The following is a 17,342-nucleotide window of genomic DNA, read 5'->3' as shown; positions in this document are numbered from 1 at the left end:
CTATTGACATTACCATGCCAATAGTGCGAAACTTCGTTGTATGCTGGTAAGTATACATATTATTATGTGGGGGTTATTATTATGAGGTTTATGAAAAATATGTTGAACATATCGATGTCAGTGGTTTTGGTGATGGTTATAAGTGCATGTTCTGACAAACCATCACCTGCCCCTGAGGTTAGCATTAATACTGAGACCCTTGCAAAGCAAAAGACAGAAGCTCCACGCTCCAATAATCAATCTGCTGATTCTGACAAAAGCCATGAAGGCCATGCGCATCATGACAACAATGAAGCCGCCACACCAGACAGCCGTCCCGAAGGCCACGCCAGTGGCGAGAAACATCAAACCGAAATCGTCGTACCAGACAACGTTAAGGGCAAGTGGGAATCCGTGAAACTCTCCATTACAGATAAAAAAAATAGCAAGGCTCAAGCTGTATCCGTCAAACTCGGCTCTGAATACAAGATTCCAGACTCATCGATGACAGTTAAGCCTGTTGTGTTTCTCCCTGATTTCAGAATGGACTCTCTCACAATAACATCTGTCTCCGCAGAGCTGAACAATCCGGCTGTCAACGTGATTATCTCAGACTCTGGTAAAGAACTATTTAAGGGCTGGCTATACTCTAAATATCCGGATGTCCATCCATTTCAGCACGACAGATTTGCAATTGTGATGGTTGAAGCGGTTATGGCTGAAGGCCCGCAGAAATGAGATGAGGGAGAATTGATATGGCACAAATAATAGCATTCTCAGGGAAAGGTGGAACAGGTAAGACTACCCTTGCAGGGCTGACTATTCGATACATAATCGAGAGAACCGGCAGGCTTGTACTTGGCGTTGATGCTGACAGCAACTCCTGTCTTAATCTCGCTGTCGGTGTTGATGTCCATGCCACAATCGGCAGTATCAGAGAGACAGCACTTGAGACCATTCGATTAGGGAACCGCCCCGGTGGTCTCACCACAGAGGAGATATTCGACTATCAGATAAAGCAAACAATAGTCGAGGCATCAGGCTTTGACCTTCTTGTCATGGGACGCCCCGAAGGACAGGGCTGCTACTGCGCTGCCAACAATATTATTAGAAAATACACAGATAAACTAGCCGACGACTATTCCTTTGTCGTAATAGATAACGAGGCCGGTATGGAACACCTAAGCAGACGCACCAGCAGCGCCGTGGACATCATGTTTACTGTGAGTGACGCTACAGTAAAGGGCATAAAAACGGCAAAAAGAATAGATGACCTCATTAAAGAGCTTTCACTTCAAACCGGCAAGCGATTCTTAATTATCAACAGGGTTAAAGGGCCTGACGACGCAGCTCAACTAAAAGCCTACGCCGCAGAACTCGGCCTCAGCGTAGCCGGTGTAATACCGGATGACAAGACTGTCTTCGATACAGACCTAAACGGCAGACCGGTTGCAGAAATTCCTAAAGATGCACCGTCACTAAAGTCATATTATGCCATCTTAGACGATGTGCTAAAGACGCTGATTGCGTCAGCTACTTAACCATAGCACGAACAATCGGCGAGTCAGGATTGAGGCGCAGGCTTTCCTTAAAATCCTCTTCGGCCTCTGCCTCTCTACCCATCTCCCTGAGTATCAACCCCCTGTGAAAATAGAGTTCCCACGAGATATGCGAAGAAGGATTGGCCTTTAAGCCATTTGCAAAACATTCAAGTGCTGCTTTATATTTTTTCTGAGCGCCGAGGAGCAATCCTAAGTAATTATAAAGTTCAGGGTCGTCCGGGGCTGCTTGCAGCGCCTTTAAAAAATACTGGACGGCCTTGTTGTAGTCTTTTGCCCTCATCAGTTCGACTCCGCGCGCTTTAAACAGAGACGGCCCGGCTGTGTTATATGTTGTTCGCGGCACTGCCTTAAGAAAATACTTCTCGGCTTCTTCTTTGCGGCCCTTTGTGTTTAGGGCCTCCCACATGTTGAAATTTAAAAGTGTATTGTCTGGTGCAGCCTCAAGCCCCTTTGAAAACTCCGCAATCGCATCATCCAGCCGCCCCTCCTTTATGAGATACATACCGTACTCGTTGTGGGCTACATAGTTTCCTTTGGTCACATCCGCAGCATGTTTAAAAAGTGTCCCTGAGTTCTTCCAGAACCCTGCCTGCTGCCACGTTAATGCCGCAAGGACAACAACCACTGCCGCAAACATTACACCAGCTAACTTTTGAACAACCGGACGCCCTCCGGCAAGTCCGCCTAACCCAAAGCATATCATTATATAAATCCCTATCAACGGCACGTAGGTATAGCGGTCTGCCATTGCAGCCCCCCCAACCTGTATCAACTGAATAACTGGTACAAGCGTCAGCATGTACCACAACCATCCCATAAGCAGATACGGCGCCCTCTTTCTCAATAGAAATGCGGTCACAGTAATTAGTAAAAGACACAGCCCTTTTGTGACCGCCCCGCTTACTACATCCCCGTGCGGATAGAACACGGCAAACCCTGCCGGGACAATGGTTTTCTCTAAATACCCCCAATACGACATAATGGCATTCATGAGGCGATGACTAAAGGGCAGGCTCTCAAGCGTGACAATCGCCCCCTCCTTCTGCTGAACTAGTATTGTAACTATGCCGCTGGCAAGCGACAATATGAAAAACGGAATCTTCTCTACAATGACCTTAACAGCGACCTTAATGACAGAGCGCTGCCCCGATTGAAAACGTCCAAGCGGCCAATGATCAACAAGCAGGAGCGTAAGTGGCAGTGTTACAGCCATCGGTTTTGACATCAGCGACAAGGCAAATATCATGAGAGCTGCTGCATATTTTATAAGGGCAGGACGCCGCGTGTAATACACATATACTACAATTGTCAGGAGCCAAAAGAAAGTCGATAGCACGTTTTTCCTCTCTGACACCCAGGCCACAGACTCTACGGCAAACGGATGAAAGGCAAACAGTACAGCAGCGGCGGCGCTTTGGCCGTACTTACCAGTCATTAACAACAGTAGCAGATATAACAGCACGGTATTTCCGGCATGAAAACACACGCTGCTCAGGTGATGTCCCATCGGCTTCATGTCGTAGAGAGTGATGTCTACCATGTGAGAAATCCATGTGACGGGATGCCAGTTTGCAAAGTATGTACTCTTAAATGACCACATTATATTATTCAGCGTAAGGCCGCTTTTTATATATGAATTTATTGTAATGTAATTGGGGTCATCAAAGCTCACAAAGTCGCTGGTGTTAAGTGGAATATATACGATAAACACTGCTGCCGCAAGAAAAATCGCTGTCAAGTAATTTAAGTAATTAGGCACAGTCCCCGACTTTAAGGCCCTGCTGCCTGGTGCCTTGCTGAGTTGAGGGTGTTACGAACGGTCTCAGAGGAGGGGTTGAGACGCGCAGCCTCTTCAAACTCTGCGATGGCCTCGTTTAGTTTGCCGATTGATTTGAGGGCCAGCCCCTTGTTAAATCGCAGAGTGCCGCTGTCGGGCTTAATTGCAACACCGCGGGAGAACGCCTCAAGCGCCTCTCCAGACTTATTTAGTCCCATCAGGGCAATCCCCATGTTATTCAGCACTTCGGTGTCCATTGGATGAATAGCGAGGGAAATCTTAAAATATGAGACTGCCCCGGCGTAGTCTTTTTCTTTGAGAAGGACTATACCGTAGCGCTTATTAAGGACGGCCTCACCGTCGAAGAACATGAGCGATGAGGAGCGGGCGAAGTAGGTAATGGCCTCCTCGAACTTCCCCTGTCTTGTGAGGGCCTCGCCCATACTATAGTTGAGTTCCGAGCTGTCGGGCTTAATCTGGAGACCCTTAGCAAAAAATTCCACCGCCTTTTCTGGTTTATGGTCATCAAGAAAGGCCGCGCCGTAGTTGTTATACGCCATGTAGTTTCCTTCAACCGTTTTAATGGAATGACTAAACAGGGTATAAGAGTCTTTCCAGTAGCCGATTTGAACCCAAGTAAAGGCGGTCAGATATATGAGACACGCAGCGGCAGCAGAGGTTAAAATGTATTTTCTAAAACGATTTCCTGATAAAATATCAGATGCCCCCATTGCAATTATTAAGAAAATCCCAATCATAGGCACATAGGTATATCTATCGGCAATAGCCTCCCTGCCAGTTTGAATGAAGCGTATCACAGGCAGCATGGTGAGCAGATAGAAACTCCAACCAAACAGCACATACGGGCGGCTCCGCCAAAACCGGACTGCCACAATGGTTACGATTGTCAGAAACGCCGCTGATAGGAATACATTTAGCGCTGGCAGCGTATCCGGGTATGGATATGGTATGGCAAGGTCATATGGAAGCGCCATCTTTTTCAGATATTGAGTGTAAGAATCAGCAGCAGTGGCAAAACGTCTGCTCAGTGGAAGCTGGCTAAAGGGCTGAACAGCATACGCATGAAGCTGAACTACATATGTCACAATAGCAGAGGCGACGGCGAGGGCAAACAACGGGAGTTTCTCTATTACTGCGCGAAAAAATAGACGAACAACATGTGGAAGTGTCGTCTGCTCACCCACTTTAAATCTATTGAACGGCCAGTAATCCAACAGCAACAGCGTCACGGGAAATGTGACAAGCATAGGCTTTACCATAAGCCCAATAGCCATAGAGAAAAACACGGCGGCGTATCTGATAAAATTCGGCCTTTTGAGATATTCTATATAAGCCCATAGACCAATGAACCAGAACAGCGAACTGAGGACATTTTTTCGTTCGGATACCCAGGCAACAGACTCAACGGCAAGCGGGTGGATGGCAAATACCGCTGCTATAAACGCGCTCTGCCACGGCAATGAAGTCAAGCGATTCAAGAGGAAAAACAGCAATACTGTATTAATTATATGAATAACAAGGCTTGTCAAATGGTGCCCACCAGGATTAAGCCCGAAGAGCTCAACATCGGTCATATGAGAAAGCCACGTCAGCGGATGCCAGTTGACAAAGAAAGTAGTCTTAAATGCCCAAAGCACACTTTTGGAAGTAAGTCCCTTGTTTACGAATGGATTACTGGTAACATACTGAGGGTCGTCAATATTGACGAATGAGTTGTCTCTGACATTCCAATAAACGCCAAAAGTTATGACAACCAATAAGAGCGCGATAATTAAATTTCTTCTATGGGGATTCATACGGCTGCAGTTATTATAAGTAAATGGTGCGGTTATTTTCAACAAGCGGCGCGTGGGATTGTCACAGCAAAGTAGAAATGTCCTATCCAGTTAATAAGGGTCTGTTAACTAAACTGTGTCAGGCCCGATTTTAGCCCATAACATCAATGTCCAATAATAACCTCCCTTCGGAGAAAATGGCAAGCGGACCTACAACACAATGGAAAAAGCTTGCGCACCAATTGAGAATTGCTGTGCCGCTGTTATTAAAGGGTAAGCTAACGCTCAGATTTGATGAACATTTAATGAACAGGGGACAACTGGCAACCAACGTTTCCTTATAAATAATCGCCCAGCTTTCTGTCTATTTTGTTGACATGGGTTATAAGCCAGTTGCAAAGGTGTTCCTGGAGTTTTTGGTTTAAATCCTTGCTTGAGCCTTTTTTCTGATATTCTGCCTTTAGCCTTTGGAAGTTTGTCCTCAGAGTCTTGTGCTGCTTAAGGTGCGCATCAGTGTCTTCTTCGTCGTAGTCGTACTGCTTCATGTATGTCTCTTCAAGGGTCAGGTGTGTCTCAATATAACTCTCAAGATTTTTGATTAATTCCTCGACGAATACGCTTTCCTTGTTCTGCGCTACCGCCTCGACAAAGGCGTTCACCCTTTGAAACAGCTCCTTGTGCTGTTCGTCCATCAGCTCTACACCTACGGACAAGTTCTCAGTCCATTGGAACATCATGAGGAAGGTTTACCTTTAAAGACAGCCTGTTCTGCAGGGGTCTCAAAATGGTTTCTTCTTGGCGCCCAAAAATTCTTAAAGTAGAATTTACCTTTCTCATCTGTCATATACTTATCCCAGTTGTCCATGAGCATTTCCTTTGTTAAGCGAAAGGTATCCTTTGAGGCGTCTGCGTATTCATAATGTCCTGTCAGTACGATGGCCTGAAACGGACACGCCTCGACACATAATCCGCAGAACAAACATCTGAGAATCTCTATCTCGTAACGGTCAACGACTTTCTCATGGGTCTTCCCTTCAGACGTATATATCGTGATACACTTTGATGGGCATATAGCGGCACACAGACCACAGCCCACACATCGCGCCCTGCGCGTAAGCGGCTTTCTGACAAGGGCGTGCATCCCCCTGAATCCCGGCATTGACTCCCTTTTTTCCTTCGGATATTGCCTGGTAACAGGTTTTTTAAACATATACGACATAGTCAGCGACATTCCCTTGAGGATTTCAACGAAAAACACCCTCTTCAGAAAACCCTTCCACCAGACATCCGGTTCAGCCTTTGTAACAAGTTTCGGAGATGTCCGGCCCTGCGCTTGAGGCTCAACTGCCACCGGTTCAGACACTTTTGTTTCTACATCTTCCATAATATGCAAGTTTAGCACTATGTCCTGCCCTATGTCAAGATAAAAACTAATCAGAAGAGATGGTAATTTTGTTCTATCCATAATCTATTGATTCATGGTATTTTGCCAATATATGATGGCAATAAAAATCAAGGACATACAATAAGAACATATTAACTATTTTGGCATAATTTGGTCTTGTATTATAAATACAACTATGTTATACTCAGCTTTATGTGTGGGATTGCAGGTTTTGTAGGCTTCCGTAATGATAAAACCCTGAAGGAAATGATGAAGGTAATCTCACATAGAGGTAATGACGACATGGGGAGTTACGTATCTGAGCATGTATCGTTAGGGCACCAGAGGCTAAGTATTATTGATCTGTCCGAGCGGGGGAGACAGCCTTTAACAAATGAGGATGATACGTTTAAGATAATTTATAATGGAGAAATATATAATTACAGACAACTAAGAAAAGATTTAATTCAAAGAGGACATAAGTTTGCTTCCGACACTGACACAGAGGTAATATTACATTTATATGAAGAGATAGGGGTTAAATGTCTTTCAAGCCTTAATGGTATGTTTGCTTTCGCTATTTGGGAAGAAAAGAATCGCGTACTTTTTTTAGCGCGTGACAGGATTGGAATTAAACCATTGTATTATTACTATGATGGCTCAATATTCGTTTTTGCCTCTGAGATAAAATCAATTCTACAATGTGAAAAAGTAAAAAAAAGACTCAACAACAAGGCTCTCTACGAGCTACTTATGTTACGTTACACCCATAATCCACTAACCGTAATTGATAATGTTTATAAATTGGAACCAGGACATTATCTCATCTACGAACAAGGCAAACCACCTGTGGTGGACGCTTACTGGAGCTTGCCTGACTTGTCGGCTAATTTGGGCCAGCAGGCAGCACAAGAGCAATTCCTTTACCTTATAAAAGACTCCGTCCAGATGAGGCTTATATCTGATGTTCCAGTTGGAATTATGCTTTCAGGAGGCATAGATTCCTCTGCTATCTGCGCGCTTGCATCGTCAGACATGGATAATATTCATACTTTTTCCATTGGATTCGAAGGACAAAAGGATAATGAATTTTCGTATGCGCATATGATATCAAAGCAATTCCACACACACCATCAGGATATACTAATAAGAGCCGACCATATAAAATCTTTACCTGAAGTCATATGGTATAACGATGAACCTGTCGGAGGGCCTTCTTCTGTAGCATATTATCTGGCAATGAAAGAGGTGAAAAAATATGCCACAGTCCTGCTGCTTGGTCATGGCGCGGATGAAATATTCGCAGGTTACGAAGAAATTAAGATTCAGAAATTATCACAATTGCTTAGAAATCCTCTAACACAATACTTTCTTAACAAGATATTGCGTTCAACGAAATCGCTGCTTACATACGACAACGCCTTCGAGCGCCTGAAAAGATATGTCGGCTCCCTCAACGACCATGAGCTAAATTTCTTCTATCTGATAAGTGTAATGGACAATTTTGAGCTGTCCATGCTGCTTATAAATGAGGATAAAGAAGTCAGCCACGCAACTGCTGATATATTGGAAAGAATAAAAAAGGCTTTTAGGGGTGTAAATAATATAGCGGATGGGATTCTAAGGTTTGAGCTTCAAGGGTGGTTGAGTGAAGATATATTACTAAGAGTGGATAGAATGACCATGTCCAGGTCGGTAGAAGGACGCCTTCCTTTTTTAGATTACCGCATCGTGGAATTTGTTATGAGTCTGCCGATGAGCCTTAAGACACATATATTTAAAGATAAACAGCTATTACGCACCACAATGAAAGGGCTCTTGCCCGATGAAATCAGAAACAGGACGAAGCAGCGATTTAACACGCCTATTAATAGTTTCTTTTCTGCCCATTATGACAATCTTTGCAGGCGGATTTTTACCGAGGACAATGAGCTTAATAATACTATTTTTAATAGTAAGGCCTTAGTTAATCTTTTAAACTATAAAAACACCCCTTCATACAGATATATACTTCGCCACAATAAACTTGCGGCACAGTTCTATGCGCGCCAGATATGGAATATCCTTATATTTCAGCTTTGGTATAAGATGTTTTTTAATAATCAACATTTTGATACGGTGTTTGCTCAAAATGAATGAAATATTACCTGTATCGATAATAATACCCGTAGGCAGAGACAATACTACGCTCTTAAATTGCCTTAAAAGCCTGAATGCGATGGTTGATAAGCCAAAAGAAGTAATCCTCGTCGGAAAACACGCAGCAATTGAACTGCCTGCCAGCTTGAATATAAACTTGAATATAAAATTTATGACGACAGAACCGGCAATATCACCCAGCGTAAAGCGCAACCGTGCAGCTCAGACAGCGCAATGCGGCATCTTATGTTTTATTGACGACGATGTATTAGTTCCTGAAAACTGGATAAGCGTCATAGTTGAGCATCTGAAGGGTAACCCGCGCGATATAGTTGGCGGTCCTAACAGAGATTTTCGCCAGGATTATAGGTACCGGCTGCCATCCGCAATTCAAGAAAATTATCTGACTGAAGGGTTGGTATCACACAAGAATCTACAAAGCAATCTCAGAACCGTAGGCATTCACGACCTGCCCCTGTGTAATGTGTCAATGCTCAGGGAAACGTTCATTGATATTGGTGGATTCAACGAAGACATAACATATTTTCTCGACGATGTGGAATTCAACTATATTGCCGTCAATCTCGGCTACCGCCTGGTTATGCTCAGCGCTCTTCAGGTGCAACATGATATAAGGCCGGCATTTTCCCCTTATTTTTACTACAAGTATAAAACCAGATATGAAATAGGAAAGGTATTCCCATTGTATTATTGTTTATATACTGATACTTTTCAAATAATGCTTGTTCTGTTGTCTTACATAGCAGGTCCTCTTTTGATTTTATACGGGGGATATAAAATTCTGCTGGCTTTTGGAATAATTTATTTTATTGCCGTTATAGTCTCATCTCTGAAATACGTTAAAGAATATAAACTCTTTCTCTCTCTGCCTTTGGGCATTTTTATTACCCATATTATGGTGTATTTTGGATTCACATTCGGGCTTATCAGAGGGATTTTCAATTGGCATAATCTGCAAAAATTGATTATACAAAAAAAAGAAAGGTTTAAGAGATTTGAATAAATTAACTCAGATATTTTCATATATAAAATCGATATTAAGGGTTATCAGGCAGCCGGAGATGCCGCCTGACCTCATTTTTTTTGTTACTTCCCACTGTAATGCAAGGTGCGAATACTGTCATTTTATCGAACAGATAAAAGACCCTGAAAGAAAAAAACGCGAGCTGACATCCGAAGAGATAGAGCTTATTGCAAAAAATTACGGCAAATTATCAAAGCTGTCCCTTAGCGGTGGAGAACCGTTTATACGCAATGATTTGGCAAGGATAATACAAGCCTTTATCGACCACTGTGAAACCAATATAATCGATATTCCTACAAATGGTTTTTATACAGATTCAATACTAAAACAAACGAAAGCAATCCTTGAAAACAATCCGAATATTATCCTGGAGATACAGCTTTCAATCGATGGTCCGGAAGATACGCATGACAGGCTGCGTAATATCAGGGGCCTTTATAAAAAGATCATATACACCTACGAGCAGCTTTCTGTGTTACAGAGTCAATTTACAAATTTAAGGATTAAGATGAACCTGACTTATCAGCAGGGCAATGAAGATGTAGTTTGGGATATGGCAAGGGATTTTGACGCAAAGTATATCTTTGACCGTTTTCAAATTACGTTCCCTCATGGTTACAATATCCTTAAAGAAAAAATCAACGAGCTCAACTATAAAGCGTTTTATAAACTCTCCAGACAGATACAGATTTATATGAAATTTAGAAGTAAATATGACCTGCATTCCTTGATTTTCAGGGCTATTAAAATCATAAGGGATGAGTCTCTGCTCAGAATAATAAAAAAAGGCGATATGGGACGGCTGTGCGGGGCAGGCAGAAGAATTGCTGTTATTGACGATATTGGCGATGTCTTTCCATGTGAACCGCTCTGGACGCCGGTGGGAAATGTACGAGATAACGGCTACATAATTTCAAATATCCTGAACTCAGAGTCAATGTCTAAATTCAGGAGTAAGTACTTAGGGGCAAAGAAATGCCACTGCACATGGGGGTGTGTGGTATTAGATAACATAATATTTAACCCTTCATACTATCCTGTAATTTTATTTTATATGGCATATCTTTTTATTTTTGGAGGACGCGGATTTCGGAACTGTGAAAAGTGAAGTAATTTTAAAGGGGTATGCTGGAAATAAACTTCATGGCACTTGGTATTATAATAAAAACGTCTCCAGAATCCCCCCCATAGTGCTTTTACATGGCATATTTACAGACAGCCGGGAATTCGGCGTTTTCCCAGAGATACTATGCGCTAAAGGTATGTCTGTTTTAACATTTGACTTTAGCGGACACGGGAAAAGTGAAGGAATAATATCTTATATAGATAGAAAAATCCACATGGAAGATACCCTTGCAGCCTCAAGATTCATATCAGGCCAACAAGACAGCGGGATTATTCTTTTAGGACATAGCTTTGGGGCTTTTGCCGCGGCCTTATCAGCGAAAGAGGCGGATACCGTAAAAGCTGCCATACTCCTGGCTCCTCAGATAAAAAGCGGCGGCAGTCTTAGTCCTTTAAAAAAAATCATATTCAATACATTTGGAATCCTATATAATATATTACCTTTTTTACCGGATATATATATACGTAACAGCGTTAACTATAATAAATTATTTTATAATCCTCAAAATGCTCTTAAAGCGGAAGAAATAGGTTTTGCCTCCCCTATGAAAAACATTAAGATATGCCGCTATGCTATTGGACTCAATAACCAACAAATTATTTGCCATATAAATAAACCATTATTATTTATAGCTTGTGAAAAAGATGAACAAATTCCTGTTAGAAATGTCAGAACCCTTTATGAATCCACAACAGGGGAATTCAATAAGTTCGAAGTTGTAGAAGGCGCCGGACACAGCCCTTTCATTGAAGCTCCAAATCAACTGGCAAACATTGTTTACAATTTTTGTGAATCGATAAGCTTAAAATACAGTGATCAAAATGAAAGGATTAGATGAAGACTGCCTATCTTACGTTCGATATCGAAACAGACTGGGGAGGACGCACAGCTCCTGAAAATGGAACCCTCACAGGGATACTTGAAGGTATGCCATGGCTTTTAGAAATATTAAAACAATACTCTGTGCGATCGACTTTTTTTATATCTGGCGAGATTATAGAACACTGTAAAGACATATTAAAAGAAATTGAACCTTTGGGTCATGAATTGGCTGTACATGGATTTTGCCACAGGCACAGTTACAACATTTTAAGCAAAGAGCAGTTGCGCAACGATGTGTTGAAGGCCAAAGAAGCGTTGATGCGGCTTACAGAGAAAGAGCCGTTAGGGTTTAGAACACCTCAGTTCAGATTTAGAGAAGACCTTTTTGCACTATTAGATGAGTTAAACTTTAAATACGACTCATCAATATGTCGGAGTCCCATCTCCCGTACAAAAAAAATAAGAGTACAAAACATAAGCCCTGTTGAGGAATATGAAGTTGGCGTGTGGCACAGACTTAAGCTGCCTATGGGGCTTGTGTGGATACACAACATGGGACATAGGTCTTTTATAGAGAGCGCCGCAGTACAGGACGGGATAATCATATATGCCCATCCTTTTGACTTGGTAAAAAAAAATTACGACAGACGTTTCTCTATGAAAGTAAACTTTTGGTACTATATTATGGCAGATACAAAAATCAAAGATACACTTTGCAGACTAATAGAAGGGTTAGCCGGTAAGGGGTTCAAGTTTGAGCCTCTACGCCAAAAGATAATCAACCATGCCAACATATTTTAATACTTGATATAAGTATCGAATTAATAGTACTGTAACATGCAGATGATTATAGCGAGGTAATGTCGGGAAGTGTCCTACAGCATAATTATACCTGTATATAATGAAGAGGCAAGTTTGCCTGCTTTGATTGAAAAGATAAAGGTATATCCTTTAGAAGAAGGCTGTGAGATTATATTAGTAAACGATGGCTCAACCGATGGGAGTTCAAGGATATTATCTGATAACTCAAATATCCCTAATGTAAAAATACTCTCTCACACTTACAACAAGGGCTATGGTGCCGCGATAAAAACAGGGGTAAGGGCCTCGTTCAACGATGTTGTATTATTAATGGATTCGGACGGTCAGCATAATATCGATGAAATCAAGAAAATCATTAATAAAATGGAAAGTGCCGACTTGGTTATTGGCGACCGTGGGCAGAAGAACAAGGCCCTCACCATACGAAACATCGGGAAATGGTTCCTCGTAAATATAGCGGAGATACTTGTCGGCATAGACATCCCTGACATCAATTCAGGATTAAGGGCTTTTAACAAGGATAAGTTTTTTGAGTTTATCAATCTATATCCCAACGGCTTTTCAATTACAACAACAATGACGCTGGCCTTTATAAAGAACGGATACGATATCACATACGTTCCTATCAATATTAATAAAAGGACTGACGGACAAAGCGAAGTAAAATTTTTTCAGGACGGACTTAAAACACTTTTGCTGATATTACGAATGATAATGACTTTTAATCCATTAAAAATCTTTATGCCGTTTGCTTTGATAATGTTTATCGTGGGCGGGATGTACAGTTTATATCATATAATAGCTAATATTTCTATGCCTAAAATGGGAATTGTTTTTATTATTTCAGCAATAAATATCTTTTTCTTTGGACTGCTTGCCGACCAGCTTTCCATGTTAAGGCTGGAGTCAGCCTCACAGGTAAATAAAGATAAAAACAAAGAATCTATTCAATGAAAAGGCTGCTTTTAATAAATCCGTCAAGTGAAAATGAGATACAATCTCCCTTGCCATACTTTGTCAGTGAAGGCAAGGGAGTGACGCCTCCACTTGGCATACTGTCCATCGCAGCACAGGCAATGCAAAACACTGATTACACCACCATGCTTATTGATGTTCAGGTTGAGGGTTTATCTTATGAATCTCTGGCTAACAAGATTTCACAGTTTAACCCTGACATAATAGGTATTACAGCAATGTCAATGACAGTTAGAGACGCATATAAAACAATTCAAATGTCAAAGAAGATTTGTCCCAACTCTAAGATAGTAGTAGGAGGACCTCACGTAAACTGTTATCCTTTGGAAACCGCTGCATGGAAGGACGTTGATTACGCAATCCACGGCGAAGGGGAGATAGTCTTTGGGGAATTCCTAAGAGAATTCAGCAACAGAGGATATGCCTCGGGACTAAAGGGCGTTATCTATAAAGATAGTGACGGCGTAATAGAAAATAATGAAAGAGCTGATTATATTAAGGATTTAAATTCTTTACCCATTCCAGACAGGACAATTCTGCCTTACAAAAAATATTCGTCCATAATTATGAAAAAATCGCCGGTAACAAGTATTCTTTCCAGCCGTGGATGTCCATTCCGATGCAACTACTGCGACAGACCCTCTGTCGGCAAAGCGTTCAGGCCACGAAGCGTGGAAAGCGTAATACACGAACTGAAAATTTGTAACGATATTGGAATTAAAAGTTTTCTATTCTATGACGATACGTTCACGGTCAACAGGAAACGGGTTATTGATTTTTGTATAGCTATTACAGACTCAAAGCTTGACATTGAATTCAATATAAGGTCCAGGGTGGACACTGTGGATGAAGAAATGCTTTATTACCTGAAAAAAGCAGGCTGTCTAGGCATTCAATACGGAGTGGAGTCGGGAAGCCAGACAATTCTCGACAGAATGAACAAGGGAATTACGTTACAGCAGATTCATGATACGGTTAAGATCACCAAAAAACATAACATCCTTACAACGGCTTATTTTATGTTTGGAAATCCAGGGGAGACCAGACAAGATATTAAGTTAACACACGAGTTTATGGAACTAATAGACCCAGACTATGTGATGATTTCTATTTTTACACCTTATCCTAAGACAAAGTCTTATGAAGAAGGGATAAAAAGGAATCTCTTTGAAGATGTTTGGAAGAAATTAGCTGAAGATCCGACGATTGAATTTGAGATGCCTGTATGGACAGAAAACTTTACAACTGGCGAATTAAACAAAATGTTAACTGATACATATAGAAAATATTATTTCAGCGGGAAGAGAATTCTAAGGCAGATATCATCCATAAAAAGCATTAGAGAGCTTAGGGAAAAAGCTAAAGCAGCAGTTAAGATACTGAAAAACAGACATTAGGATATTAGAGAAATGAGAATATTATTAATTAATCCTCCGTTTACTAAAATATATAATTTTAGTGGGCAAGGCGGTAAAACTGCTCCATTAAATATAGCCTATATCGCTGCCTATGCACGAAAATATTCAAATTCGCTGACTGCCATAGAAATATTGGATGCCGAATCGCTCGAATATGATTTCGACATGATACACAACAAGATAACAAACTATGCGCCAGACATTGTTGCTGTAACCATGACAACCCCAGCCTACAATTCTGCAAAGAAAATCATCACAATGACCAAGGAGATTAATAAGAACATTGTTACCGTCGTAGGCGGGGCACATCCATCGGCGTTTCCTAAAGAACTTTTGGATGAAATTCCTCAGATAGATTTTTCCATAATAGGTGAAGGGGAAAAACCTTTCGCTTATTTATTGGATGCGATTTCAAATGGCTGGAGTTTTGCTGAAATAAAAGGCCTCGCTTATAGAAACGACGGGAAAATCATCTTCAACCACGAGATAGAGTATATACGTGATATAGATATGATCCCATTCCCTGCAAGAGATTTACTTCCCATGAGCCTCTATGAACCATCTACGGCAAAGGACATAACTCATAAAGGAGGATTCAGCAATATCTTTACGTCCAGGGGGTGTCCATATGATTGTGTCTACTGCTCGTCCCGCAATATCTGGAGTGGAAAGGTTCGCATAAGAAGCGCAATGAATGTAGTAAATGAAATAGAGGAGTGTTATAAGACGTTTAATATAACTAAATTTAATTTTAACGATGATATTTTCCCAATCAGCAGACAGAGGACAATAGATATTTGTAATGAAATTATCAGTAAGGATATGAAAATACACTGGACCTGCATGACCCGGGTCAATTACGTATGGGAAGACGCGATGATTAAGATGAAAGATGCTGGCTGCGAAATAGTAAATTTTGGATTTGAATCAGGCTCCGATGAGATATTGAAGTCCATAAACAAAAAGACTACAGTGAAACAAGGTATCGAGGCAGTAAAAATATGCAAGAAAGCCAAATTGAAAGTCATGGGCAATTTCATGATAGGCAACATTGGCGAAACCGAGGATACAATCAAGGAATCTATCAGATATTCAAAAACTCTCGGCCTCGATAGCGCAGCTTTTTTTATCGCTATGCCATATCCTGGCACTAAATTATACACAATGGCAAACGACCTGGGTTATTTAAGAAAAGATTGGTCATATACAGACCTTTTAGCATACGGAAACAACAATCCACCATTAATACTGCCGAACTTGCCTCCTGAGACTTTGCATTATTGGCAAAAAAAAGCCATGAAAGAGTTCTACTTACGACCTAATTATATATTAAATAAAATCAAGGGTATACGCTCAACCAGAGATATTCTTTCATTATTACGGGCATTTATGGTATTTATCAAAATTGTTATTCCAAAGGTTTTATGATTAACAAAGAATTAGAACGGCTAAATGAATTGTTGTGTCTTAAGCCACGCTGGTGGGCTCTATTTGCAAATTGTCTGCAATATTAATTATAATATGGACATGCATCAGGATGTGGTTGATAAACAAGTCGATTCGGACCCCTGCCAGAGTTTGTTAGAAATATTGGTTTGTCCCCGATGTAAATCGGATTTACTATACAATGTCACCCCACCCAGGTACTTATGCTTAAACAGCCAATGTGGAGCTATCTATAATTTCATCGATGAATTCCCATCATTTGTTTTTACAAATTCTATTGAAATTCAAAAAGATACTCAAAATCATTATCAGGAGACACCATTTTTATGGGGACAATCCGGAATCAAAGAAAAATATCTTATGCATTCCGGCGCAGGCAGGTTCTTAAAGGAATATCATGATGAGATAGTTGTTTCAAAAACATCACTGGACTGCGGTTGCGGCGCGGGGATAATAAGCCGTTATTTACATGAGCAAGGGTTAAAAGTATTTTCTGTAGATCTAAGTTTAACTTCATTGCGTCTTACAATCTCCACCGGGATAAATACCATTCATGCATCTAACTTAAGTCTGCCTTTTCGGGATGGGATGTTTGACATAGTGATATCTTCTGGCGTTGTACACCACACACCAGATGCACAAAAGTCGGTAAGTGAATTGATCAGGGTGCTAAAATCTGGCGGTTTGCTTTATTTGCTCATATACAGAAAAGAATCGTTTCAATATATAGAATATTCAACTATAGGGAAAATACTACGAACTATTTCAAAAAATAATTTAGGCAATAATGTGATTGACAAAGTGATTGTACCATTGTTTGTTCCTTTTATTTATGCTGGCAAGATGATAAAATTTAGAACATTTAAAAGTAGCACACTAGGCGAGTACAGAAACTATTTTTATGACAGATATATAACTCCGCAGGCTACCTTTCATTCAAAAAATGAGGTTTTACAGTGGTTTGAACAGTATGGAGTAAAACCTGTTAAATATTTTATTGGCAACTTGGGGTATCATCATAATTTTATAGTGCGGAAGTTATGAATCATTA

At 40.9% G+C, this 17,342-nt stretch carries 15 protein-coding genes; 11 read left to right on the top strand and 4 right to left on the bottom strand.

The genetic code is table 11. The annotated features are described in order from the left end of the window. Nucleotides 1-81: 81 nt before the first annotated feature. Nucleotides 82-717, top strand: a complete 636-nt coding sequence (locus tag ASN18_RS05785; RefSeq protein ID WP_085051801.1) for a DUF2155 domain-containing protein — start codon at nucleotides 82-84, stop codon at nucleotides 715-717. 17 nt (nucleotides 718-734) lie between these two features. After that, a complete protein-coding gene (locus ASN18_RS05780; protein ID WP_085051800.1) occupies nucleotides 735-1,520 on the top strand; it encodes an ATP-binding protein in 786 nt (261 codons plus the stop codon). Here the strand turns inward: ASN18_RS05780 and ASN18_RS05775 are convergent. From ASN18_RS05775 to nuoI, 4 genes are all read right to left on the bottom strand, one after another. Next, nucleotides 1,513-3,300, bottom strand: coding sequence for a tetratricopeptide repeat protein (locus ASN18_RS05775; protein ID WP_085051799.1), 1,788 nt, complete (start codon nucleotides 3,298-3,300; stop codon nucleotides 1,513-1,515). The genes ASN18_RS05780 and ASN18_RS05775 overlap by 8 nt on opposite strands. Nucleotides 3,301-3,311: 11 nt before the next feature. Next, nucleotides 3,312-5,135 (bottom strand): tetratricopeptide repeat protein, encoded by a 1,824-nt coding sequence (locus tag ASN18_RS05770; RefSeq protein ID WP_085051798.1) that lies wholly within the window; start codon nucleotides 5,133-5,135, stop codon nucleotides 3,312-3,314. Nucleotides 5,136-5,452: 317 nt separating this feature from the next. Continuing rightward, complete coding sequence (locus ASN18_RS05765; RefSeq protein WP_085051797.1) at nucleotides 5,453-5,851, bottom strand: bacteriohemerythrin; 399 nt, start codon at nucleotides 5,849-5,851, stop codon at nucleotides 5,453-5,455. Beyond that, the gene (gene nuoI, locus ASN18_RS05760; RefSeq protein ID WP_236861554.1) at nucleotides 5,848-6,579 is read right to left on the bottom strand and encodes an NADH-quinone oxidoreductase subunit NuoI; all 732 of its coding nucleotides are present in this window, start codon (nucleotides 6,577-6,579) and stop codon (nucleotides 5,848-5,850) included. The genes ASN18_RS05765 and nuoI overlap by 4 nt, the downstream gene beginning before the upstream one ends. Before the next feature lie 132 nt (nucleotides 6,580-6,711). Between nuoI and asnB the strand changes: the two genes are divergently transcribed. The 9 genes from asnB to ASN18_RS05715 all read left to right on the top strand — a co-directional run bounded on the left by asnB (nucleotide 6,712) and on the right by ASN18_RS05715 (nucleotide 17,335). After that, nucleotides 6,712-8,637, top strand: coding sequence for an asparagine synthase (glutamine-hydrolyzing) (gene asnB, locus ASN18_RS05755; RefSeq protein ID WP_085051795.1), 1,926 nt, complete (start codon nucleotides 6,712-6,714; stop codon nucleotides 8,635-8,637). After that, entirely contained in the window at nucleotides 8,630-9,661 is a 1,032-nt protein-coding gene (locus ASN18_RS05750) for a glycosyltransferase family 2 protein (RefSeq protein ID WP_236861552.1), read from the top strand. The genes asnB and ASN18_RS05750 overlap by 8 nt, the downstream gene beginning before the upstream one ends. Next, nucleotides 9,654-10,790 carry a radical SAM protein gene (locus ASN18_RS05745; RefSeq protein ID WP_085051793.1) on the top strand — a complete coding sequence of 379 codons (1,137 nt, stop codon included), beginning with the start codon at nucleotides 9,654-9,656 and terminating at the stop codon, nucleotides 10,788-10,790. Before ASN18_RS05750 ends, ASN18_RS05745 begins: the two co-directional genes overlap by 8 nt. Next, nucleotides 10,780-11,646, top strand: a complete 867-nt coding sequence (locus tag ASN18_RS05740; RefSeq protein WP_236861551.1) for an alpha/beta hydrolase — start codon at nucleotides 10,780-10,782, stop codon at nucleotides 11,644-11,646. The genes ASN18_RS05745 and ASN18_RS05740 overlap by 11 nt, the downstream gene beginning before the upstream one ends. Beyond that, entirely contained in the window at nucleotides 11,643-12,431 is a 789-nt protein-coding gene (locus tag ASN18_RS05735; RefSeq protein ID WP_085051791.1) for a polysaccharide deacetylase family protein, read from the top strand. Before ASN18_RS05740 ends, ASN18_RS05735 begins: the two co-directional genes overlap by 4 nt. Before the next feature lie 69 nt (nucleotides 12,432-12,500). After that, a complete protein-coding gene (locus ASN18_RS05730; protein WP_085051790.1) occupies nucleotides 12,501-13,406 on the top strand; it encodes a glycosyltransferase family 2 protein in 906 nt (301 codons plus the stop codon). Then, nucleotides 13,403-14,824, top strand: a complete 1,422-nt coding sequence (locus ASN18_RS05725; protein WP_085051789.1) for a B12-binding domain-containing radical SAM protein — start codon at nucleotides 13,403-13,405, stop codon at nucleotides 14,822-14,824. The genes ASN18_RS05730 and ASN18_RS05725 overlap by 4 nt, the downstream gene beginning before the upstream one ends. Nucleotides 14,825-14,836: 12 nt before the next feature. Then, nucleotides 14,837-16,273: a B12-binding domain-containing radical SAM protein gene (locus ASN18_RS05720; RefSeq protein WP_085051788.1), complete on the top strand. Its 1,437-nt coding sequence runs from the start codon at nucleotides 14,837-14,839 to the stop codon at nucleotides 16,271-16,273. 111 nt (nucleotides 16,274-16,384) lie between these two features. Next, a complete protein-coding gene (locus ASN18_RS05715) occupies nucleotides 16,385-17,335 on the top strand; it encodes a methyltransferase domain-containing protein (protein ID WP_236861549.1) in 951 nt (316 codons plus the stop codon). Nucleotides 17,336-17,342 lie beyond the last annotated feature (7 nt).

This window comes from Candidatus Magnetominusculus xianensis (assembly GCA_001541255.1).
Lineage (GTDB): Bacteria > Nitrospirota > Thermodesulfovibrionia > Thermodesulfovibrionales > Magnetobacteriaceae > Magnetominusculus > Magnetominusculus xianensis.
Note: the sequence above shows the minus strand (reverse complement) of the source record. Positions and strands in the feature narration are given on the sequence as shown.